At 61.3% G+C, this 21,131-nt stretch carries 21 protein-coding genes and 1 tRNA gene; 13 read left to right on the top strand and 9 right to left on the bottom strand.

The window, feature by feature from the left end:
- Positions 1–42: 42 nt before the first annotated feature.
- The 3 genes from G7Y31_RS01915 to G7Y31_RS01905 all read left to right on the top strand — a co-directional run bounded on the left by G7Y31_RS01915 (position 43) and on the right by G7Y31_RS01905 (position 2,337).
- A complete protein-coding gene (locus G7Y31_RS01915; protein ID WP_165008949.1) occupies positions 43–723 on the top strand; it encodes a response regulator transcription factor in 681 nt (226 codons plus the stop codon).
- A 113-nt stretch (positions 724–836) separates the two neighbouring features.
- Complete coding sequence (locus G7Y31_RS01910; RefSeq protein WP_165008744.1) at positions 837–1,130, top strand: rhodanese-like domain-containing protein; 294 nt, start codon at positions 837–839, stop codon at positions 1,128–1,130.
- A 169-nt stretch (positions 1,131–1,299) separates the two neighbouring features.
- Positions 1,300–2,337 (top strand): CaiB/BaiF CoA transferase family protein, encoded by a 1,038-nt coding sequence (locus G7Y31_RS01905; RefSeq protein WP_165008746.1) that lies wholly within the window; start codon positions 1,300–1,302, stop codon positions 2,335–2,337.
- Between the two features lie 40 nt (positions 2,338–2,377).
- Here G7Y31_RS01905 and G7Y31_RS01900 read toward each other — a convergent pair whose 3' ends face one another.
- The 5 genes from G7Y31_RS01900 to groL all read right to left on the bottom strand — a co-directional run bounded on the left by G7Y31_RS01900 (position 2,378) and on the right by groL (position 8,435).
- A complete protein-coding gene (locus tag G7Y31_RS01900; protein ID WP_165008748.1) occupies positions 2,378–4,123 on the bottom strand; it encodes an AMP-binding protein in 1,746 nt (581 codons plus the stop codon).
- Between the two features lie 437 nt (positions 4,124–4,560).
- Complete coding sequence (ppk2, locus tag G7Y31_RS01895) at positions 4,561–5,460, bottom strand: polyphosphate kinase 2 (protein WP_165008750.1); 900 nt, start codon at positions 5,458–5,460, stop codon at positions 4,561–4,563.
- A 114-nt stretch (positions 5,461–5,574) separates the two neighbouring features.
- Complete coding sequence (locus G7Y31_RS01890; protein WP_165008752.1) at positions 5,575–5,724, bottom strand: hypothetical protein; 150 nt, start codon at positions 5,722–5,724, stop codon at positions 5,575–5,577.
- A 76-nt stretch (positions 5,725–5,800) separates the two neighbouring features.
- Positions 5,801–6,007, bottom strand: a complete 207-nt coding sequence (locus G7Y31_RS01885) for a hypothetical protein (protein WP_165008754.1) — start codon at positions 6,005–6,007, stop codon at positions 5,801–5,803.
- A 787-nt stretch (positions 6,008–6,794) separates the two neighbouring features.
- Entirely contained in the window at positions 6,795–8,435 is a 1,641-nt protein-coding gene (gene groL / locus G7Y31_RS01880) for a chaperonin GroEL (protein ID WP_165008756.1), read from the bottom strand.
- Between groL and G7Y31_RS01875 the strand changes: the two genes are divergently transcribed.
- A complete protein-coding gene (locus tag G7Y31_RS01875) occupies positions 8,434–8,592 on the top strand; it encodes a hypothetical protein (RefSeq protein WP_165008758.1) in 159 nt (52 codons plus the stop codon). The genes groL and G7Y31_RS01875 overlap by 2 nt on opposite strands.
- A 91-nt stretch (positions 8,593–8,683) precedes the next feature.
- Here the strand turns inward: G7Y31_RS01875 and G7Y31_RS12050 are convergent, their stop codons facing one another.
- The 3 genes from G7Y31_RS12050 to G7Y31_RS01860 all read right to left on the bottom strand — a co-directional run bounded on the left by G7Y31_RS12050 (position 8,684) and on the right by G7Y31_RS01860 (position 11,150).
- Positions 8,684–9,337 carry an RloB family protein gene (locus G7Y31_RS12050; protein WP_425321648.1) on the bottom strand — a complete coding sequence of 218 codons (654 nt, stop codon included), beginning with the start codon at positions 9,335–9,337 and terminating at the stop codon, positions 8,684–8,686.
- Positions 9,330–10,742, bottom strand: a complete 1,413-nt coding sequence (locus G7Y31_RS01865; RefSeq protein WP_165008762.1) for an AAA family ATPase — start codon at positions 10,740–10,742, stop codon at positions 9,330–9,332. Before G7Y31_RS01865 ends, G7Y31_RS12050 begins: the two co-directional genes overlap by 8 nt.
- A gap of 332 nt (positions 10,743–11,074) precedes the next feature.
- Positions 11,075–11,150 (bottom strand) — tRNA-Thr (locus G7Y31_RS01860).
- Between the two features lie 290 nt (positions 11,151–11,440).
- Here G7Y31_RS01860 and thrE point away from each other — a divergent pair.
- The 5 genes from thrE (at position 11,441) to otsB (ending at position 16,415) form a co-directional block, all read left to right on the top strand.
- The gene (thrE, locus tag G7Y31_RS01855; RefSeq protein WP_244977456.1) at positions 11,441–13,213 is read left to right on the top strand and encodes a threonine/serine exporter ThrE; all 1,773 of its coding nucleotides are present in this window, start codon (positions 11,441–11,443) and stop codon (positions 13,211–13,213) included.
- A 61-nt stretch (positions 13,214–13,274) separates the two neighbouring features.
- Positions 13,275–13,628: a hypothetical protein gene (locus G7Y31_RS01850; RefSeq protein ID WP_165008764.1), complete on the top strand. Its 354-nt coding sequence runs from the start codon at positions 13,275–13,277 to the stop codon at positions 13,626–13,628.
- A 10-nt stretch (positions 13,629–13,638) separates the two neighbouring features.
- Positions 13,639–15,075, top strand: coding sequence for an alpha,alpha-trehalose-phosphate synthase (UDP-forming) (locus G7Y31_RS01845; RefSeq protein WP_165008766.1), 1,437 nt, complete (start codon positions 13,639–13,641; stop codon positions 15,073–15,075).
- A complete protein-coding gene (locus G7Y31_RS01840; RefSeq protein ID WP_165008768.1) occupies positions 15,072–15,641 on the top strand; it encodes an META domain-containing protein in 570 nt (189 codons plus the stop codon). The genes G7Y31_RS01845 and G7Y31_RS01840 overlap by 4 nt, the downstream gene beginning before the upstream one ends.
- A gap of 12 nt (positions 15,642–15,653) precedes the next feature.
- Positions 15,654–16,415, top strand: a complete 762-nt coding sequence (otsB, locus tag G7Y31_RS01835) for a trehalose-phosphatase (RefSeq protein ID WP_165008778.1) — start codon at positions 15,654–15,656, stop codon at positions 16,413–16,415.
- 97 nt (positions 16,416–16,512) lie between these two features.
- Here the strand turns inward: otsB and G7Y31_RS01830 are convergent, their stop codons facing one another.
- The gene (locus G7Y31_RS01830) at positions 16,513–17,583 is read right to left on the bottom strand and encodes a LacI family DNA-binding transcriptional regulator (RefSeq protein WP_165008780.1); all 1,071 of its coding nucleotides are present in this window, start codon (positions 17,581–17,583) and stop codon (positions 16,513–16,515) included.
- A gap of 71 nt (positions 17,584–17,654) precedes the next feature.
- On the opposite strand from G7Y31_RS01830, the gene G7Y31_RS01825 reads away from it, so the two are divergent.
- The 4 genes from G7Y31_RS01825 to G7Y31_RS01810 are packed head-to-tail and all read left to right on the top strand — an operon-like array spanning position 17,655 to position 21,125.
- Positions 17,655–18,683: a metal ABC transporter solute-binding protein, Zn/Mn family gene (locus G7Y31_RS01825; RefSeq protein WP_165008782.1), complete on the top strand. Its 1,029-nt coding sequence runs from the start codon at positions 17,655–17,657 to the stop codon at positions 18,681–18,683.
- The gene (locus tag G7Y31_RS01820; protein WP_165008784.1) at positions 18,683–19,375 is read left to right on the top strand and encodes a metal ABC transporter ATP-binding protein; all 693 of its coding nucleotides are present in this window, start codon (positions 18,683–18,685) and stop codon (positions 19,373–19,375) included. Before G7Y31_RS01825 ends, G7Y31_RS01820 begins: the two co-directional genes overlap by 1 nt.
- Positions 19,368–20,270 carry a metal ABC transporter permease gene (locus G7Y31_RS01815; protein WP_165008786.1) on the top strand — a complete coding sequence of 301 codons (903 nt, stop codon included), beginning with the start codon at positions 19,368–19,370 and terminating at the stop codon, positions 20,268–20,270. Before G7Y31_RS01820 ends, G7Y31_RS01815 begins: the two co-directional genes overlap by 8 nt.
- Positions 20,271–20,291: 21 nt before the next feature.
- Complete coding sequence (locus G7Y31_RS01810; RefSeq protein ID WP_165008788.1) at positions 20,292–21,125, top strand: CE1 family esterase; 834 nt, start codon at positions 20,292–20,294, stop codon at positions 21,123–21,125.
- Positions 21,126–21,131 lie beyond the last annotated feature (6 nt).

The raw sequence follows: 21,131 nt of genomic DNA, 5'->3' as shown, positions 1-21,131 counted from the left end.
GGCGTAGGGAGCAGTAGCGTAGTGGGCAGTGAACACACGGGATTGACGTTGGTTATAGCGGATGATTCTGCTTTGCTGCGCGAGGGCGTGGCTGGTTTGTTGGAGCGCCAAGGCCACCGGGTAATTGGCCAAGCTGCCACTGCCGAAGAGCTGGTAGAGGTGGTGCGGGCGTGCGCTGGGACTTCGGGGGCGGGCGGGGGTTCAGGGACCGGGCCCGGATTGCCGGACGTGGTGATTACCGATGTACGCATGCCCCCGGGCATGGCCGATGATGGCCTCAAAGCCGCCGTATCCCTGCGCGAGGAGTTCCCGCACTTGGCGGTGATGGTGCTATCACAATACGTGGCCCCGGCGTATGCGGTAGAACTGTTTGACACCACTACGGCTGGCACCGGCTACCTGCTCAAAGACCGCGTTAGCGAGGTGGTGGACTTTCTATCCAGCCTGCAAGTAGTGGCCCAGGGCGGCACGGTGGTAGACCCCACGGTGGCCCAAGCGTTGATGCGCTCGGGGCGCAGCGGCCTGGCGGAACTCACCCCACGCGAGCGCGAGGTCCTGGAGCTGATGTCTCGCGGGCAATCCAACAAAGAGATAGCGACCAACCTGGTGCTTTCCGGGGCTGCGGTGGCCAAGCATGTATCCAATATCTTTAGCAAACTCCGCTTGGACCCCAGCGAGGATAACCGACGCGTCAAGGCCATCCTGGAGTACCTATCGCGCTGAGACTGTCCTGGCTGGGCTGGCAGTACTGGCTGCGCTGGTTGCCCCGGCCGCGCCGCGCTAGGTTAGCTTCGCCGGGTAAGCTGCGCCGGGCTTGCTGCTCTAGGCTGGTGGCCATGCGAAACGTACAGCCCACAGAAGTTCCGGCCGGCGCCCAGCTTATCGACGTGCGCGAGCAGCACGAATGGGACGCCGAGCACGCCCCCGGCGCCACCCTCATTCCCATGAGCGAGCTGGCGCAGCGCGTTGGCGAAATTGACCCCGACCGCGACATCTACGTCATCTGCCACCTGGGTGGGCGCAGCCAGCGGGTGTGCGAATACCTTGAGGCCTCCCTGGGGTGGGAGACCATCAATGTGCTCGGCGGCATGGACGAGTGGGGAGCCCAGGGACTGCCTGTCGTACGCTAGCTTGCGGGGCGGGGCCGTTGCACGCCGTTTTCTTCCATCCCACTAGCCTCAGGCACGCCTGGCCAACGCGTCCCACCCCACACCCCGCGTACCCCAGCCGCACAAAACCGGCCCCGCAGGCCAGCAGCCTCCTGTACGATTACACCCAAAATCGTACAGGAGGTTTTGTATGCAGACTCCCTTGCAAGACGTGCGCGTGGTGTTTCTTGGCGGCATTGGCCCTGGGCCTTTCGCCGCCATGGTGCTTGCCGATATGGGCGCCCACGTCACCCGCATTATCCGCCCCGAAGGCGATAGCGACATCCCCCATGACATCCTCTACCGCGGCCAGGACACCCTGGTGGCGGATCTGAAGTCCCCGGAAGGCCGGGCGCAGGTGCTGGAGCTGCTAGAGCATGCCGATGCCCTCATCGAAGGCTTCCGTCCCGGCGTTGCGGAGCGTTTAGGGCTGGGGCCTGCCGATGCCCACGCCGCCAACCCCGCCCTGGCCTACTGTCGTATGACCGGCTGGGGCCAGGACGGCCCCCTGGCACACACGGCGGGCCATGACATCAACTACATTGCGGTCGCGGGGGCGTTGGAGCCCATTGCGGGTGCGGATGGCACCCCGGTGCCGCCGATTAATTTCATGGGCGACTTCGGCGGTGGCTCCATGTACCTGGTAGCGGGCCTGCTGGGCGGGTTGTTGCAGGCGCGCAGTACTGGGCGCGGTTGCGTAGTCGATGCCGCGATTGTCGATGGCACCGCGCACCTGACTGCGATGTTGCATTCTTTCCGCAACGCCGGCCAGTGGGGCCCGCGCGGGAGCAATCTGCTCGACGGCGGTGCGCCCTTCTACCGCGTCTACCAGACCGCCGATACCCGCTACATGGCCGTTGGCGCCATTGAGCCGCAATTCTATGCCCAGCTGCTTGAGCGCTTGGGGCTGACTGAAGAGCTCGGCGCCTACCCGCAGTACGCGCAGAAGCATTGGCCGGTTGTCCGCGCGGCGTTTGCCCGCGTGTTTGCCACCCGTACCCAGGAGCAGTGGGCGCGCCACTTCGCCGGCAGTGATGCCTGCGTAAGCGAAGTTGTGGCCCCCGCCGAGGTCCTGGACCACCCGCACCTGGCCGCCCGCGGGGTCTACCGTCTCGCAGACCCGAGCGTGCCCGGACACTATGAGCCAGCGCCTGCACCGCGGTTTATTCCCGCAGCGCAGGCTGATTAGTTCTTCCCCGCGAGCTCAAGCCCTGCTAGCCCAGTTCGGGCTAGCCCTTCTTTTGTGGGCGCAGGCCGGGGAAGTCATCCTCGGTGAACTCGCCGTGAACCGAGGGCACGTCCTGGCCGGCGGGGCGCAGCTCGCTTTCGCGGTTGCGCAACTCCACACGGCGGATCTTGCCGGAGACGGTCTTGGGGAAGCCCTCAGAGAACTCCAGTCGGCGAATACGCTTATAGGGCGCCAGGCGCTCGTTGCCAAAACGCAGGATGCTCTCTGCGGTTTCCGCTGAGGCCTCGTGGTCCGGCGCCACCACCACATATGCTTTGGGCACCGTCAAGCGGATCGGGTCTGGTGAGGGCACTACAGCCACCTCCAAAACCGCCGGGTGCTCAATCAAGACCGTCTCCAACTCAAAGGGCGAAAGGCGATAATCGGAGGACTTAAAGACCTCGTCCGCGCGGCCTACGTAGCTATACAGCCCCTCCTCGTTGCGGCTGAAGATGTCTCCCACATGGTAGTAGCCATCCCGGAACGCCTCCGCCGTCTTATCCGGGTCCCCGACATAGCCTGAAGTAATGCCCGCGCCGCCCTCCTTGAGCTTGACACACAGTTCGCCCAAGTCGCCTTCTTCGCCCGTGGCAGGGTCTACCAATTTGACCTCATAGCCCGGTACCGGCCGGCCAGTAATTCCCGGCTGCGATTCAATCCCCAGCGGCGTGCCCAGGATGACCGTGCTTTCCGTCTGACCAAAGATGTCACGCACATCAATGCCCCAGGCCTCCCGCACGGACTTCAAAATGAAGGTATCCAAGGGCTCACCGCCAGAGACCGCCGAGCGCGGCGGGTTGGTGTTCAGTTCTAGGCCCGCCCGGATCATCATCCGGTAGACCGTAGCCGGGGCCTGGAAGACCGTGACCCCTTCTTCCGCCATCACCTGGAGGGTCTTGGCGGCATCGAAACGCCGATAGTTGTAGATGAACACCGTGCCACCGGAGATGAACTCGGAGAAGAAGCAGGAGTACGCCCACGCCACCCAGCCCGGCGCGGAGATATTGAGGAAGATGTCTCCCTCCCGGCAGCCGGTCATGTACGTAGACGACAAATGCCCTACCGGGTAGGTGGTGTGGGTATGGCCCACCATCTTCGGCAGCGAGGTGGTCCCGGAGGTGAAGTAGATCAAGAAGAGCTCATCGGCCTTGGTCGGCTGGTCCGGGGTGAACTCATCGGCAGCCTCGTACGCGTGCGCAAAGCGCAGCACTGTGCGCTCGCCTACCTCCGGGGTGCCATCATCAACCAAAATCAGCGTGTAGTCTCCGGTGACCTCCGCGAAAGTGCCCGCGTGCTCACTGGCCACCACCACCCAGGGAATCTCTGCACGGTCGATACGGTCTTGGACCTCGTAGCGCCCCAGCATGGTGGTAGTTGGACACACCACTAGCCCTAGCTTCATGCAGCCAAGAATGGCCTCCCACAGCTCTACCCGATTATCGAGCATCAACATGACACGGTCGCCGCGCTGTGCACCCTGCTCGCGCAGCCAATTAGCCACCTGGTTAGACGCACGGCTGAGGTCACCATAAGTTCGCTCAGTCCGCGAGTCATCCTCTTCGCGAATGACCAAAGCGTTGCGCTGGCTTACCTCCGGATCTTTGGCCAGGTGGTCGAACCAGTCCAGCGCGAAATTGAAGTGTTCAAAACGCGGCCAGTCGAAGCCCTCATAGGCTTCGGCGTAGGTGCGTTCCGGGGCCAGTAAGAAGTCCCTGGCAGCGCGGTACTGCTCGGTTACTGAAGTCATGGTGTCTCCTGTAGCGGTAGTAGAACCTGCGGCGGGTGCGGCTGCTGCACACCAACGCCACCGGATTAGCGAATGCTAATTAGCCTGAAATGCTAGCGTGATACCCCTCACAGATCAAACAGGACACGACGTGCACCGCACCTTTCTATCCGCCTGCCTGCACATTCAGCTGAAAAATTTGCAACCGCCAAGGGGAATCTTTCCACGCCACCTCCCCGGCTCAAACACATGACACCGACGGACCGCGAATAAAGCTAATTACTATTCGCCTTCCTGAGCGCGCTTCAAGCCTGCCCCACGCGCACCCCAGAAGCACAAAACCACCCACAGGCACCACCACAAGCGCACCGAGCGCCCCCGAACACAACAAACGCCCCCTTAGCAGACTGCGAGCGCGTGGCTCGCGCAGCTAAGAGGGCGCAGAAAGCGGTGTGCGGCTAGTCCCCTATCTGGTCCCGACCGCGCTTAACGATGTTCTCGTCCGGCTCCCCCACCACGTCATAATCCTTGTTGGTGTATTCAAACTTGGACAAGACGTAGCGCATGGCGTTGATGCGGGCCCGCTTCTTATCGTTGGACTTAATGGTGATCCAGGGGGACTCGTCGGTATCCGTGTAGCGGAACTGCTCTTCCTTAGCACGGGTGTAGTCGTCCCACTTATCCAGCGAGGCCAAATCCATGGGCGAGAGCTTCCACTGGCGCACTGGATCAATCTGCCGGATAGCAAAGCGGGTGCGCTGCTCCTTGCGCGTCACAGAGAACCACAGCTTGGTCAGACTAATACCGGAGCCCAGGATCATGTTTTCCAGCATGGGGACCTCGCGCAGGAACTCCGCGTGCTGGGATTCCGTACAAAAGCCCATCACGCGCTCCACGCCGGAGCGGTTGTACCAGGAGCGGTCAAAGAACACAATCTCTCCACCGGCCGGGAAATGCTGAATATAGCGCTGGAAGTACCAGGAGGTGGACTCGCGCGGGGAGGGTTTTTCCAGTGCCACAGTACGCGCACCGCGCGGATTGAGATGCTCATTGAAACGCTTGATAGTACCGCCCTTACCGGCAGCGTCGCGCCCCTCAAAGAGAATGATGTGGCGCTGGCCGGTTTCCTTGGTCCAGTTCTGCCATTTCAGTAGCTCAATCTGCAGCGCACGCTTGGTGGCCTCATACTCATCGCGCGTCATACGCTCCGCATAAGGGTAATTTTCCCGCCACGTGTTGATGGGCGAGCCATCCGGCATAATCAGCGCCGGATCATCCTCATCCGTATCGTCAACGACGTAGCCCTCGGTTTTAGCCAGGTCAATTTCGGGAAGGTCATCTTCTTTAATATCAGCCATAACCCCATTTTAGCCCCCTGGCCAGCAAAGCCAGCCACCATAACCCCCGACCCTCCCCCACATGCAAAAGACCCCACCCGGAGGTGAGGTCTAGCAGCTTCTGAGCCGTTCAGACTAGTTGATCAGGCCGATCAGCTTGGAGATTGCGGAAGCAATAGAGGTGAACGGGGAGAACCAGTCAGCAATGCGGCCTAGGTCAGCAGCGAAGCCGGAAGAACCGGTAACGAAATTGCCCCAGCCAGCAGCTGCAGTGTTGTTATCCATTTTTACTCCTTAAAGTGGAAGATGTAGTGAGAAGTGTGAAGGTGCCTTTCGCCTTCACACCAGGGCCAGAGATAGCTTACTTCTTAGCAGCCTCTACGGTCTTCGGGAACCAGCCAGCAGCGGTGTCAGCACCCTTGTCAGCGAAGTCACCCTTAGAAGACAGGAAGTTAACGGCATTGTCGACGTTGGTGAAGGCGCTGACAACACCCTTGAACAGCTTAGCCCAGTTGTCCCAGGTGGTAGCAAAGTTGTCCAGGTGCATCTGGATGGTGGAGAGGTCCATACGTGAACTCCTTGAATAGGTCGAGCATAAAGCCCGAGGGGTTTGCGTGTTATGCAGACACCCTGCAGGGCGTCACAGACAACTATCATGCCATGCGCTCGCCAAAGATCAAGCCGGAAATCCGTCACACTCACAGCGAGCTCACAAACCGTCGCTAGCGTAGGCCGACTCACCGGAACCAGGCAGGGTTTTGCCAGAAACCCCTGGACCTGGCGGTTTTCGCGCTGGTCAGCGGCAACGCCGAGAAAATGGCAACAATTGTGTAACGGCCATGAAATACAGCGCGATGTTCACTGGTCACAGCAGCGAAAATGCTTGAAAAGTTTTTCTCCAGACGACACGCCAGTTACCCCATTCCGGGGGTATTGGAAGCCCGGCGGCAGCCCTTGCCCCCCCCTCAAGAGCCACATGAGTCGAACCAAACCCCAGAAATTAACAACTGTCGCAGCGGCAGTTTTCAAATCACCGGCGCCCGCCAGCATCGAGTTGAGCAGGAATCTAGGCGACATTCCCTGTCACCATCCACGGCCCGCAATCCAGGAAACCCGAAACGAATCAAGCCTTATAGACCATGCCTGCGCGCTCCAGCCGTTGCGACACGCCCCCAAACACGGCAAAAGCTCCCCTAGAGGCCTAAAAGGCACACTGGGGAGCTAGCAAGGCCCCGAAGGAGACGAGCAAGCCCGCTGGGGCCAAGAAGGAGCCTGAGTGCGGCCCTTGGGACTGCCACACGCGCGCATAAGGCGCGGTAGGGGCAGAGAAGGGCCTTTAAGGGGGCATCGGCAGACTAGAAGCCCATGCCACCCATCTCATCAGCACCAGGGGCAGCAGCTGCAGCCGGCTGCGGCTTATCAGCAACCACGGCCTCCGTGGTCAGGAACAGCGCAGCGATGGACGCCGCGTTCTGCAGCGCAGAGCGGGTGACCTTAACCGGATCATTAATACCCGCGGCCATCAGATCCACGTACTCGCCGGTAGCAGCGTTGAGGCCCTCGCCAGGAGCCAAAGAAGCGACCTTATCAGCCACCACGCCCGGCTCCAGGCCAGCATTGTGGGCAATCTGCTTCAGCGGAGCAGACAGCGCCTCGCGGACAATCTTGACGCCGGTGGCTTCGTCACCAGTGAGATCATTCAAAGCATCCAGCGCAGAGGCAGCCTGCAGCAGCGCCACACCGCCGCCGGCCACAATGCCCTCCTCCACAGCAGCCTTCGCGTTGCGCACAGCGTCCTCGATACGGTGCTTGCGCTCCTTGAGCTCAACCTCCGTCGCGGCACCCACCTTCAGCACGGCCACGCCGCCGGAAAGCTTAGCCAGGCGTTCCTGCAGCTTCTCACGGTCATATTCGGAATCCGAGCTCTCAATCTCCGCGCGAATCTGCTTGATGCGGCCGTCAATCTGCTCCTGGGCACCAGCACCCTGAACAATAGTGGTGTCATCCTTAGTCACCACAACCTTGCGAGCCTGGCCCAAGAACTCCAGCTCCGCAGTCTCCAGCGACAAGCCAACCTCTTCAGAGATAACCTGGCCGCCAGTCAGGATAGCCATATCCTGCAGCGTAGCCTTGCGGCGGTCACCGAAGCCCGGGGCCCTCACAGCCACAGACTTGAAGGTGCCGCGAATCTTGTTGACCACCAGAGTGGACAGGGCCTCGCCCTCAACGTCTTCTGCAATAATCAGCAGCGGCTTGCCGGTCTGCATGACCTTCTCCAGCACCGGCACCAAATCCTTGATGCTGGAAATCTTGGAGGAAACCAGCAAGATGTACGGATCCTCCAGGACAGCCTCCTGGCGCTCCATATCCGTAGCGAAGTAGCCGGAAATGTAGCCCTTATCAAAGCGCATACCCTCCGTGACCTCCAGGTCCACGCCGAAGGTATTGGACTCCTCTACCGTAATAACGGAATCCTTGTTCACAGAGCCGTTACCAACGGTGTACATGGCCTCTGCAATCTTGGCACCAATAGCCGGGTCCGCTGCAGAAATGCCAGCGGTGGTAGCGATCTGCTCCTGGGTCTCGACCTCCTTAGCCGAAGCCAGCAGAGCATCCACCACAGCCTTAGTTGCAGCCTCGATGCCGCGCTTGATGCCCATCGGGTTAGAACCAGCCGCCACATTGCGCAGGCCCTCACGGACCAGCGCCTGTGCTAGCACCGTTGCAGTGGTGGTACCGTCACCAGCGACATCATCGGTCTTCTTGGCAACTTCCTTGACCAGCTCTGCGCCAATCTTCTCGTACGGATCCTCCAGCTCAATCTCACGAGCAATGGACACACCATCATTAGTAATGGTGGGCGCACCCCAAGACTTCTCCAAGACCACGTTGCGGCCCTTCGGGCCCAGGGTGACCTTCACGGCATCGGCCAGAGTGTTCAGACCGCGCTCCAGGCCGCGACGCGCTTCCTCGTCAAAGGCAATAATCTTTGCCATGTCTTTTCAGTACTCCTTAAAGCGTAATGATTTGTCTGTAGACGACACTCAACGCCTATCCTTCGAAGACGCCCGCGACGGCACGGCTGGCGAGTGTGGGACCAACCTCAACTCCAAAGGAGGGAAATTTCTAGCACTGGGGGTTGCCGAGTGCTAGCGTCCATTCTGGCACTCCCCTGGGGTGAGTGCAAGATTGTTCGCTCTCGGCGTGGCGGGAGGGGTGCTGACGGACGTGGAGGAGCGAGTGGCTATGCGACTATGTCAAAGAAACGCGGCATAGCAGTTGAGGGGTAAGAGCCCACATTCCCAAACTCAGATAAGCTCTGCGAATCCGCTCGTTGACAAGCAACTTTATAGTCCCCGAATGGAAAGGACTTTGACAAATTCTTGCCCTCGAGCAACCCACTACTCTCACAACTACTAGACAGGCTCGAACACCCAACCCCAATCTTCTCGCGTACGTGGTACAGCAACCAGACTTCGAATTTGCAATTCGAGATAATCAGGTTCACGCCTTCCGCTTGCGCAAGCGAAATCGCTTGTTGTAGTTGACTTGGCCCACCACCCTTTGGGGGAAGATCCCACTGATCAACGTCAACTACGGCAAATACTGCCCGGAATGGGTCCTTGTCCCTGGTCCCCTTTCCACAATCTTTTAAGTCGTTATTACGCCGTTCCACACAGTGCTCCACCACGGCTCGTGGATTTGATTCCCACTGCTTCCGCCCAGGTTTAGGATCAACCACAATCTGCACGCGTTCGAGTTGCCGCTGGATCCCTTCAAAGTAGCGGGGCTCAGTCACTAAGCCCTCAGTGACGACCAAATATCTATCTTTGATCTCGCTCCGACTTTGCCGCAGCCTGCGAGCACGCGGTCCGGCAGCCCTAGCGCCTTTAGCCACGATTCACCTCCTCTCCGCCATCACCTTCAGCGAGTACCAGACCACGCAAAATCGAAGGCGAAACCCGCGGCAACGCCGCATAGCGCCCACTGAGATAGCGCCGCTCATAATTCGCTGCCTCGTGATTTGGGAAATCTGCAAGGCTAAACAAGTCAGAACTACCGTTGGGCTGCTTTTCGATAAACCAAATACAACCAGGGCGGATCCCAAGCTCCCGGGAATGCTCCAAAAAATTGGTGTTATGAGAGCTAAAGAGTAGCTGGGCTCCATGCGGATTAGTGGCCTCATCAGTAAAAGCTCGGATGAGCATTTCGACCAGCGACTGATGAAGGCTGGAATCCAGTTCGTCAGCTATCAGTACTGAACCAGCCCGTAGCGTTTTGAGCACAGTGGGCGCTATGGACAGCCAAGCCCGGGTTCCAGTGGACTCATCGCCAAGTGAAATCTTGCGGTCTTCTGCATCGCCTTCTCCTTCATGAAGGAATTGAAACGTGTGGACCAAAGTAGCCAAATCATCATCGGATACCTTGGCAATTTCCACTGCCCCCCGGTCACCCGATCCCGATGCCCCAGTAAGCGCAGCCGCAACGTTCTGCAAGCGCTCAAAGTCTTCGGGCGGGAGCCTACGATGCTCCAGTGTCACCTCACGAATTCCGGTGTCCGCAGCAATCAAGAGCTGAGAGACATCATCGAGATTCAAATCTCCTGACCGAATCAACGCTGCCAGCTGGCGCTCACGATGCCTTTGAGAGCTCTCTCCCACCGGGATAAACGCACACCCCTTGACCAGACCGCGAGCAATCCCACCCAAGACTGAATGCTCACTGCGCAGAGCGACGGACATCACCAGCTCAGTGTCCATCACCTTTCCCAGCTCTCTAACGGCCGATGCAGGCATAAAAGACTTATTCCAATCAATCACTTCGCCACGTAACCGGTCAAAGCACACAGTCCATCGAGAGCCCGGCACCCTACTTAACCACTCCCGGTGCATGCCGTCATAGCGCCATTCGAAGCCGTAGACATAACGCATTCCGTCCAAGACAAATTCAAACTCATATGTACTGGGGACAGTGCCGGATTCATTCCCCAACCGAAAAGGCCTATTTGGCTTCGGCGCGCCAGCGCCTATCGACTGCCAAGATGTGGCCGAAAGACGTATCACATGTAGCGCAAAATGCAGCGCGTCTAGCAGATTGCTCTTTCCCGCACCGTTCGGTCCCATAAGGACAGTAACCGGATGAATAACCGAGATCCAGCCCTTTTCGGGAGCTTTCGCCACATTATGCCCGCTCATCAGCGTCAATGTTTGCGCCTCAAGAATGCTGCGATGATTTGCTGCCGTAAAAGACAACAGGCTTAGACCCCGGTCATCCGAGTGCCAACGATTCTCATCAGGCTTCATTCACCAAACCCTACTAGAGAAACCAGCAATTTGGTTAAAATTTACGCAATACCCGAACTTAAGTCGCCACTGTCGGACATTCGGACAACGCCCGAAAAAAGAAACTCGCCCCCAGCGATCCGGCAAAGGTGAAGCTGGCGAGCGAGTTAACGCGGTTCGCGACCGCGATAGTGGAGTTTATAAAGGAACTCCTCTAGGGCCGCTAGGTCCGAGGCTCCTCAGTCAGTTTGCCCCTGGCTGGGGAGCCTTTCATTTTCCAGCCTGGTCGCGACCGGCAACCAAACTGTTGATCCCAGTATAACGTGGCTAGTAAAAATCGCAAGGTCTAAGAATGGGGCTGGAGACGAGACTTGAACTCGCAACCTACGCATTACAAGTGCGTTGCGCTACCAATTGCGCCACTCCAGCGCGGTGCCCACGGGCACAACCACCACATGCTACAACACCGTCACGCAGTTTTCCTACTTCCCAGCGCCCGGCTGCGCAAGCGTCAGCGCGCAGCAGGGCAAGCTCCGGCGCCGGGCTGCGCAGATGCCAGAGGGACGATAGGGGGCATCGGCAAGCTAAGGCAAGCTAGAGCACCCATGTGCGCGCACGGCCAGGCGATGGCTAGAGTTGCAGTCAGGCTGCGGGAGTCGCAGCGAGTGAGTTTGTTGGCATGAGAGCGTAGGCACAAGGGCGTGGAGAAAGTACCACCAGTGGGTTCTTGGAAAGATAAGTTGAGCGCGGTATTTGCGAGTTCGCGCCACCGGATTGCCACTATTGATACGGCCCGGGCCGCCCCGCCACCCTCCCCGCTGGCGCCGGTGGACTTGACGGACCCAGCGCAGGTCACCGGCGTGATGGAGATTGCGGCGCGCATTGGGGAGCTGCTGATTTGCGCGGGCACGTCCAATGCGGACGCGCGGGCACAGGTGTATTTGGCGGCGGCATCGTACGGTCTGCATTACTGCCACGTGGATATCATGATGAACACCATCACCATCCACACCAACGTGGGTACGGGCGCAGACCGCAGGCCACTGCACGTCTTTAGGGTGGCGCCGGGTATAGACGTGAACTTCTCTAAGCTCTCGGCCGTAGATAAGCTGATTCGCTCCATCCATTCCGGTTCTACTCCCCCGGCGTTGGCGGAGCGCATTTTGGATGAGATTGACCGCATGCCGCCGCCGCGTTCGGTGGGCCCGACCTTGGTGGGTTGGGGCGTTATGGGCGCGGGATTTTCGGTGATGCTGGGCGGCGGGGCGCTGACAGCGGTGGTCACCTTCCTCATCGCACTGACAGTGATGGGTGTGAATGCCTACCTGGCGCGGCTGCGGGTGCCCACGTTCTACCAGAACATTGTGGGCGGGGTGATTGCGGTGTTGCCGGCCGCGGCGTTATATAACGTGGCCGCGCACATGGGCGTAACTCTAATCCCTTCGCAGATTATTGGTTCAGGCATTATTGTGCTGGTGGCGGGCCTGACACTGGTGCAGTGTCTGGTGGACGGCATCACGCGCGCCCCGGTGACTTCTTCCGCGCGCTTCTTCGAGGCCATGATGGCTACAGGTGCCATTGTGGGCGGGGTGGGCATTGGCATTCAGCTTGCCGATGCCCTCGGAGTCCCCCTGCCTCCCCTGGAGACCACCGCCCCTCCCGTCTACCACCAGGTTCCGCTGCTGATTTTGACGGGATCCATTGGTTCGGCTGCGTTTGCTTATGCGGTCTATGCCACGTGGAAGGAAGTAATCATCTCCGGGCTGACAGCGGCTGCTGGCATGGTGTTTTATTACTTTGTGGTCATTCCCTTTGGGGTGGGTACGGTGATTGCCTGCGGCATTGCGGCTATTGCAGTGGGCTTGGCCGGCGGTTTGCTGGCCCGCAGGTACTACATTCCGCCACTGATCACCATGATTATTGGCTATACGCCCATGCTGCCGGGCGTGACGTTGTACCGCGGGATGTATGCCACTATTAACGAGCAAATCATCACCGGGTTTAGCAACCTGGCTACGGCATTGGCTATTGCCGGCGCGGTGGCGGCCGGGGTGGTCTTAGGCGAGCGCGGTGCACGCCGACTGCGCCGCCCGCAGCACTTCCGGCCGTACTCTGCCTTTAAGCGCTTGGGCCGGTTTTCCTTCCAACAGGCCCGCAACTTGGCCACACGGGCGCCACGGATTCCCCGCGTTCCGCTATCCCCGTTTGCCCCCAAGCTCACCCGGCCGGTGCCGCCACCGGTGCAAGGCCCACAGCCGGACCGGAACACCCCTGCGGCGGCGACCCCCACGGGGTCCTTTGCAGGTGCGGACGTGCGCTCCAAGCAGGACGAGGCCTACAAAGAGCAGCTGGAAGCATGGGATTCCACAGAGGTCTTGGAGGTGCTGGACCAGTTGGATCCCGTCACCGATACATGGGAGGCACTCTCGCTGCCGTTGGCGGAGGGCTCGTCCTCCCCAGATGATCCCGGAGTTAGCCCTAGGCAGGGATAATAGCGTAGAATTGGACGCTTGACGCTTCATATTTCCTAGTTCGAGCTTAAAGGAGCCCTCCGTGCCACCAAAGGTCACTGATATTCAGCCTAATGCGGATAATGCGCATGTCCTGGAGGAAGAGACCGCCCAGGCGGCGCGGCGAATTGTGGCCACATATGCGCAGGACTTCCTTGACGGCGTGACGCTGATGTCCATGCTGGGCGTGGAGCCTGCAGGCCTGGTACACAAGAAAGTTCTGGCGGAGCAAGAAGAGCTAGCGCCGAAGAAGTCTAGCAAGAAGGCCTCGAAGAAGGCTTCTAAGAAGGCCACTAAAAAGGCAACGAAGAAGGCCACCAAGAAAGCTACAAAGAAGTCTACGAAGGCCACCAAGAAGTCCACCAAGGCTACGAAGAAAGCCACTAAGAAGGCCTAAGGGGCGCCCCATGAGCGACAACAGCTTTGTGGTGGTGGCCAACCGGCTGCCGGTGGATACGCACACTGCCCCGGATGGCACCCGCACCTGGGCGCCTTCCCCGGGTGGATTGGTCAGTGCCCTGACTCCGGTGCTAGAAAAGCACCAGGGCTGTTGGGTGGGCTGGCCTGGGGTAGTGGGGGACGCCCCGGAGCCCTTCCGTACCGAAGGCGGCGTGTTGTTGCACCCCGTCAAGCTCACTCAGGCGGATTTTGAGGGCTTTTATGAAGGCTTTTCTAATGCAACGTTGTGGCCGCTGTACCACGATCTGATTGTCACTCCGATCTATAGCCGCGACTGGTGGCAGGCATACCGGGAAGTTAACCTGCGCTTTGCCAATGAGGTCGCCGCTGTTGCCGCCCCTGGGGCCACCGTGTGGGTGCAGGACTACCAGCTACAGCTACTGCCCGGTATCTTGCGCCAGCTGCGCCCCGACTTGACCATCGGGTTCTTTTTACACATCCCCTTCCCCTCCCCTGACTTGTTTGCTCAACTGCCGTGGCGCACCGAGTTGGTGCGGGGCTTGTTGGGCGCGGACATCATCGGTTTCCAGCTGGAGTCCAACGCCCGCAACTTCGCTGAACTTGCGCGCAGGCAGGGCCTGGAGGTTACTGGTAGTGTGCGCACACGGGGCATCGGCACGTGGGTCAGTGCGGGCGATGGCCGGCGCAGCGGCATAGGCGCATTCCCCATCTCCATTGCGGCCGCCGCGATGGCGGACCTCACACCCGCAGACCTGGGCGGGGCAGAGCGCCTACACGCAGAACTGGGCAAAGAGCGCACCGTGATTCTGGGCGTCGACCGGCTGGATTACACCAAGGGCATCCACCAGCGGCTGATCGCCTTTGAGGAACTGCTAGAAACCGGCGCGTTGGACCCGGATCAGGTGTGCCTGGTGCAGCTGGCCACGCCGTCGCGGGAGCGTTTGGAGCACTACCGCACCACGCGCTCGACGGTGGAAGAGGCGGTAGGAAGGATTAATGGGCGCTTTGGGCGTATAGGCCAACCAGTGGTGCATTACCAGCACACCAGCGTCAATAAGACCATCCTGCGCCGCTACTACCGAATGGCAGACGTCATGCTGGTCACCCCCTTTAAAGACGGCATGAACTTGGTGGCCAAGGAGTATGTTGCCTGCCACGGGGATAACTCCGGGGCGCTAGTACTCTCCGAGTTCGCCGGTGCCGCCGCCGAGCTGACCCAGGCCTATCAATGCAACCCCTTCGACATCGAGTCGATGAAGAAGGCGCTACGCGACGCCGTGGTGGGGCTCAAGCAACAACCAGACGTCTTGGCGCAACGCATGCGCGCCATGCACGAGCATGTGATGGCCCATGACGTGGATCTGTGGGCATCAACCTTCCTGGAGTGTTTGAGCACCGCCGGGGCAGACAGGCAGGCGCAATGACCGCGCGGGCGCGGGCGGGTGCTGTGGCCGGGCGTGCCAGGTTGGGCGCTGCGCCCCGGCGGACCCGGGCGGGCACTGCGCCCCGGCGGGCGCGGGTGGGCGGACTGGCTGGAGCCCTGGCGCTGGCACTGCCCTTGGCCGCATGCAGCAGCCCCGAAGTGGTGCAAGACCGCTCCTGGCAGGTGGTGGGGATCTATACCTCCCCGGACTCCCCTAGCACAATCCCAGATACAGTCAACCCGGCGCCTTCCCTCACGCTTGGCACCGCGGGGCTGGTGGGAACCACTGGCTGCGCGCAATTTCGCGGGCGCGCAGACTACACCCACGACGGCCAGCCAGCCGCGGTAGACACCGCAAACACGCTGCGCATTAGCAGCATTGACTTTGCTGCGCCTCGCGAAGACTGTGCGCATGAGTCCCTGTGGGCCCACAATCAGCTCGAACGCCTGCTGCGCGCAGACAACACCTTTGACCTGCGCATGGATAAAAACTCCGAATTAGTGCTGACTTTGCAAGACGAGCGGGTAGACTCGCCAGCAATTCGTTTTGTCTCTTTGTCCAAGTAGAAGGCTTTGTGCATGGATTCTTTAGTACAAACCCTGGCGCGCGCCCCTCACCTGGCAGTAGTCAGTGACTTCGATGGCACCTTGGCCGAGTTCGCCACGGACCCCTACTCCGTCAAGGCCCACCCCCAGTCCATGGCCGCGCTAACCTTGCTGGCGGGCCTGCCACATACCACCGCGGCGGTGCTTTCCGGGCGTCACCTCGACGGCCTGGAGCAGGTCTGCCCGCTGGCACACCCGGTGGTCTTTGGTGGCTCCCACGGGGCGGAGTCCTCCCAAGCCGTGCTGCCCTTGGACGCCGGCGCCCAGGCGCACCTGGACCACGTGGAGCGGGAGCTGGAGGCAATAGTCGCGCGTTTTCCCGGCACAGAAATAGAGGTCAAGCCCTTCCAGCGGGTGCTCCACGTCCTAGCATTGCACCGGGTAGACCCCGAGGCAGCGCAGGCCGCGTTGGCTGCCGCCATGCAGATCGAGGCCGGGTCCTACCCCAAGACCCTGGGCAAGATGGTGGTGGAGTTCTCCGCCGTCCACGCCACCAAGGGCACCTGGATTGAGCAATTCCGTGAGCGCGTGGGCGCAACCACCGTTGTCTTCCTTGGCGATGATGTCACCGATGAGCAAGGCTTTGCCGTCCTTGACCCTACTGCCGATGCCGCCATCAAAGTCGGCGACGGCCCCACTACTGCCGCACACCGTCTGGCCGATGTCGACGCAGTGGCCCAATTCCTCCACGACCTAGCCACCGCGCGCGCCGACTTCATAAGCCCGCGCGCCTAGCTCTTAAGCCCGCGCACCTAGCACTGTGCGGCCCCACCTAATGTGACCCGTTCCCGTGCCGACGCCAGCGGAACTAGGAGGCGGGGCAGCATAAGCGTCAGCGGGGTGGGCCCAGCGTGGTTCCCAACATAAACGTGGTCTCGAGTTGCTGGCTGGGCACGGGTGAACCAGTGGCAATGAATTGGCTCAGCATGCGGCCAGCAGCTACGCCCTTGTCCTTGTTGGGCTGCACCACGGTGCTCAACCCCCGCGCCAGGGCGGGGGCAATCCCATCGAAACCGGTCACGGACAGATCCCCCGGGACGTCCCAGCCGCGCTCCTGCGCCAGGGCCAGCACGCCCAAGGCCATAGAGTCCGTGGTGCATAACACTGCGGTGATGTCCGGGTGGGCATCGAGAAGCTGCGCCGCAGCCGCGCGGGCAGTCTCCGGAGTATTAAGGTGCCGGGTGATAATCGGGACCTCCCCAATACCCGCCGCACCAAAAACCTCCAACGCACCTTGGACGCGGGCACGCTGGACGTGGAGGGGGGCATCGGCAAGCTGGGGTACAGACACCGGGCCATCGCGGCGCTGGCGAAACAAGCGGATAGCCAGGATGCCAATGCGACGGTGCCCGGCGGCCACCAAGGCCTGGGCGGCGGGCTGGATGGCGAGGTGATCATCAATCCCCACAAAGGGCGCCCCGGTGTCCTTGGGCTGGTCGCACACCACCAGCGGAAGGTTGCGGGCGCGCGCGGCCTCCAAGTAAGGATCCCCCGCAGCCACGGAGTAGACCACAAAGCCATCCACGGCAGCGCCACCCACCATGTCGGCAATCTTGCCGGGGCGAGCGGCGGCATCAGGACCTGCAGGAATCAAGGTCAACGACGACTCTGTAGACTCCGCCATTCCGGCCAAGAAGTCCACGGAGGCCAAATCCTCGAAGGCATAAGACAGGTGCTCCGTCAGCAACACCCCCACCGTTCCGGCATGGCGGGTGCGCAGGTTTCGCGCGGTGGGGTCCGGGCCCGCGTAACCGAGCTCCTGGGCGGCGCGCAAAATGCGCTCCCGGGTGGCGGGTGCCAGCTGGTCCGGGCGGTTATAGGCGTTAGAGACTGTGGTGGCGGATACCCCTAATTCTGCAGCCAACCAGGCCAGGGTTTTGCGGTGCGGGCTGCGAGAAGACATGGATTCCACTGTACCGTTTTTCAATAGCTTTTCATTTGACATCGATTTCCAACAACAGGAAACTAGAGCGCATGACAAATTTGGCCCGGCTTGCCGCCGCAACCTTGTTGGCATTAACGCTTAGCTCGTGTTCCTCCAGCGGGCAGCCCGCAGCAAGCAGCGGGGCCGGGGGCGGCGCTGGCGAGGAGGGCATCAACATCGTGGCCTCCACGCCGATTTGGGCCCACATCGCGCAGGAAGTCGCGGACACCGTGGCCTCTGACACGCCGGTTACTGTCACCTCCGTTATCACCAACCCGGACGTAGACCCCCACCACTTCGAGCCCACCGCCGCAGATGTGGCGCGCGCGAACGACGCTGACATTGCCGTCGTCGGTGGCGGCGGCTATGACGCTTGGCTCTACCAGGCCATGAGCAACCAGGACGCCATCATCTCCGCACTGCCGCTGGTAGACCACGGCGGGCTGCGCAACCCAGACGCGGGCAACGCCGCGCAATCGCGGGTGGAAGTCATCGACGGCAATGAGCATGTCTGGTACGACATCGACGCCATCACGCTTGTGGCCAAAGACGTTGCCAGCGCCATCAATGCCCTAGACCCGGATGCAGGTGCATCTGCCGAAACGGTCGTGGCCAAAACCACCAGCGTGCGCGACCGCCTGGCCGCCCTGCCCGCGCGCACCTATGCCCAAACCGAGCCGATTGCAGATTACCTACTAGCCCCCGCCCCCTGGACAGACAAGACCCCGGAGAAGTACCGGGCCGTGACCTTGAGCGAAGGCGAACCGGCAGCTGCAGACCTGGCGCGCTTCCTCCAAGCCGTGCAGGCCAGGGACTTTGACCTGCTCATCTACAATCCGCAGACCCAAACCGACCTGACCCAGCGCATCCATGACGCCGCCGAGGCCGCCGGAATGCCCATCGTAGAAATTGGCGAGACCCCCGTGGGCGGGGAGAACTTCTTTGACTACTACGAGCAGGTGCTCGGTGCCCTGGAGAAGGCGGCGAGCCAGGCCGGGGCAGACCCGGCGAGCCAGGCCGGGGCAGACCCGGCGGGGCAGGCGGCATCGGCAGACTCAGCAAGAAAGCCCGGCGCGTAATGCTGCTAAGCTTTCGCGACGCCGCAGTAGACCCACTGTGGTCCGGGCTTAACCTGGACGTAGGCGCGGGTGAATTTGTGGCAGTGCTGGGGCCCAATGGTGTGGGCAAGTCCACGCTGTTGGGCACCATCTTGGGCACGCGGGCGCTAACGTCCGGGACGGTGAGCTGCCAGGCCCGGGTGGGGTTTATCCCCCAGCAACGCATGTTTCCGCCGGAGCTGCCCATGCGCGCCCGGGATTTGGTCTCCCTGGCCGTTGCTCCCGGTTTTCGGCGGCCCCCGCGCGGGCGGGTGGACCAGCTGCTGGCAGAGGTCGGGGCGACGGGCATTGCCGGCCGTCGCGTGGGCCAACTCTCCGGCGGGCAACAACAGCTGGTGCGCCAAGCGCAAGCCCTGGCGCACGACCCGCAGCTCTTGCTTGCCGATGAACCCCTGCTCTCCCTGGACCCCGCTCGCCAGGCCGCCACGGTGGACAAGCTGGACACCTGGCGCCGGGAAAGGGACTTGTCGGTTCTTTTTGTCACCCACGGCATTAACCCCGTGCTACACGTGGTGGACCGCGTGCTCTACCTGGCGCCGCACGGGCACATGCTGGGCCCGGTAGAGGAAGTCATGCGCTCAGAAGTGTTAAGCGAGCTCTACGGCTCCAAGGTCACAGTGCTCAACGTCGAGGGAAGGCTCATTGTTGTCTGACTATCTTGCCGATACCCGCTACCTCATCAGCGTCGACTTCGTCCAGCAGTCCCTGCTGGCGTGCGCGCTGTTGGGTATCCTCTCCGGGGTCATTACTACCCTAATTGTGCTGCGCCAGATGTCTTTTTCGGTGCACGCTACCTCAGAGTTGGCACTAATGGGCGCGGCCGCAGCGCTGCTCTTTGGATTCAACATCGGCTTTGGCGCGGTGGCGGGGGCGATTGTGGCGGCAATTGTGCTGGCAGTGCTGGGTTTCAAAGGCCAGCAGGATTCTGCCATTGGGGTGGTGATGAGCTTCGGCCTGGGCCTGTCGGTGCTCTTCTTGCACCTCTACCCCGGCAATTCTTCCACGGCCATGACGCTGCTCACGGGCCAGATTGTGGGGGTATCTGGGGCATCGGTGTGGCTGCTGGCGGCCACCACTGTCATCATCGTGGTCACCGTCTTTGTGCTGTGGCGCCCCATGCTATTTGCGTTCGCGGACCCGGTTATGGCCCAGGCCGCAGGCGTGCGGGTGCGCCTGCTCTCCGTAGTTTTTGCGGTACTGGTGGGTTTGGCTGCGGCGCAGTCGGTGCAGATTGTGGGCTCTCTGCTGGTGATGGCGCTGCTGATTACCCCCGGTGCCGCCGCGGTACAGATTACTTCCTCCCCTGTGCGCGCGGTGCTCTGGTCTACGTTGTTTGCGGAGGTCGCCGCCGTGGGTGGGCTGCTGGCTTCCCTGGCGCCGGGTTTGCCGGTATCAGTGTTTGTGACCACCATTTCCTTTGTGATTTATCTGGTCTGCCGCCTGGTGGGGTGGCTGCGCGGGCGCCGGGCGGTGCGCGATGATGTTGCCGCCCGGCGTACTCACCGCGAACACTTCCCAGAGGGCGAGGCCCACCACGCCACCAACTAGGCCCGGCTAGACTGTGAAGCCGTGAATGCCCGCGAAACCACCGTCGAACACCGTCGCCTGGAGCACCAAGGCCGCCAGCGCAAATACGTCTTGGTCACCCCGCAGGGTGCACCAGGCCCGCATGATTTGTTGATTTTCTTCCACGGCTCCCTGCAGTCCGGCAACGTCATCCGCCGCTTTACTGCAGGGACCTTTGACGCACTGGATGGGATGCAGGTGGCGTACCCCTACGGCGTGGAGCAGCACTTTAATGATGCCCGCGCCACCTTGCCGGTTGCCGCGCGCGAGCTGGGCATTGATGATGTCGGCTTTACCCGCGCCTTGATCCGCGAGCTAGCACCCCGGCGGGTGTTCCTGGCAGGCTTTTCTAATGGTGGGCAGATGGTGCTACGCTTGCTGTTTGATGCCCCTAGGCTTGCCGATGCCGCCGTTGTCTTCGCCTCCACCCTCGGTGCCGGTTCCAATCACGCGCCCACCAACCCCGATAGTGCTTTTCTCCCCACCCCGGTGCTGCTCATGCACGGCACCGCTGATCCTCTAGCCCCTTATGAAGGTGGCACGGCGGGCCTGGATGCGCAGCGCACCCGGGGCCCGGTACTCGGCGCCATGGAGACTGCTGCGCGGTTGGCTGAGCTCAATGGGGCTCATCCGGAGCCGGTGAGCGAGCAGATTTTTGGGGATACCACCCGCTTTCGGTGGGAGGGCCCTGCCCCCGTGGAGCTGCTGCGCGTTGCAGGCATGGGGCACCTTATCCCTTCGGGCAACGTGCTCGACGCCCGCCTGGGGCGCAATACCAACTCTTTTATCGCCGCGGACCTAGTGGCAGAGTTCTTCCGGCGTGTGCGCACGCCTTAACGCGCG

Source organism: Corynebacterium lizhenjunii (assembly GCF_011038655.2).
GTDB lineage: Bacteria > Actinomycetota > Actinomycetes > Mycobacteriales > Mycobacteriaceae > Corynebacterium > Corynebacterium lizhenjunii.
This window is presented reverse-complemented; position numbering and strand designations above follow the sequence as displayed.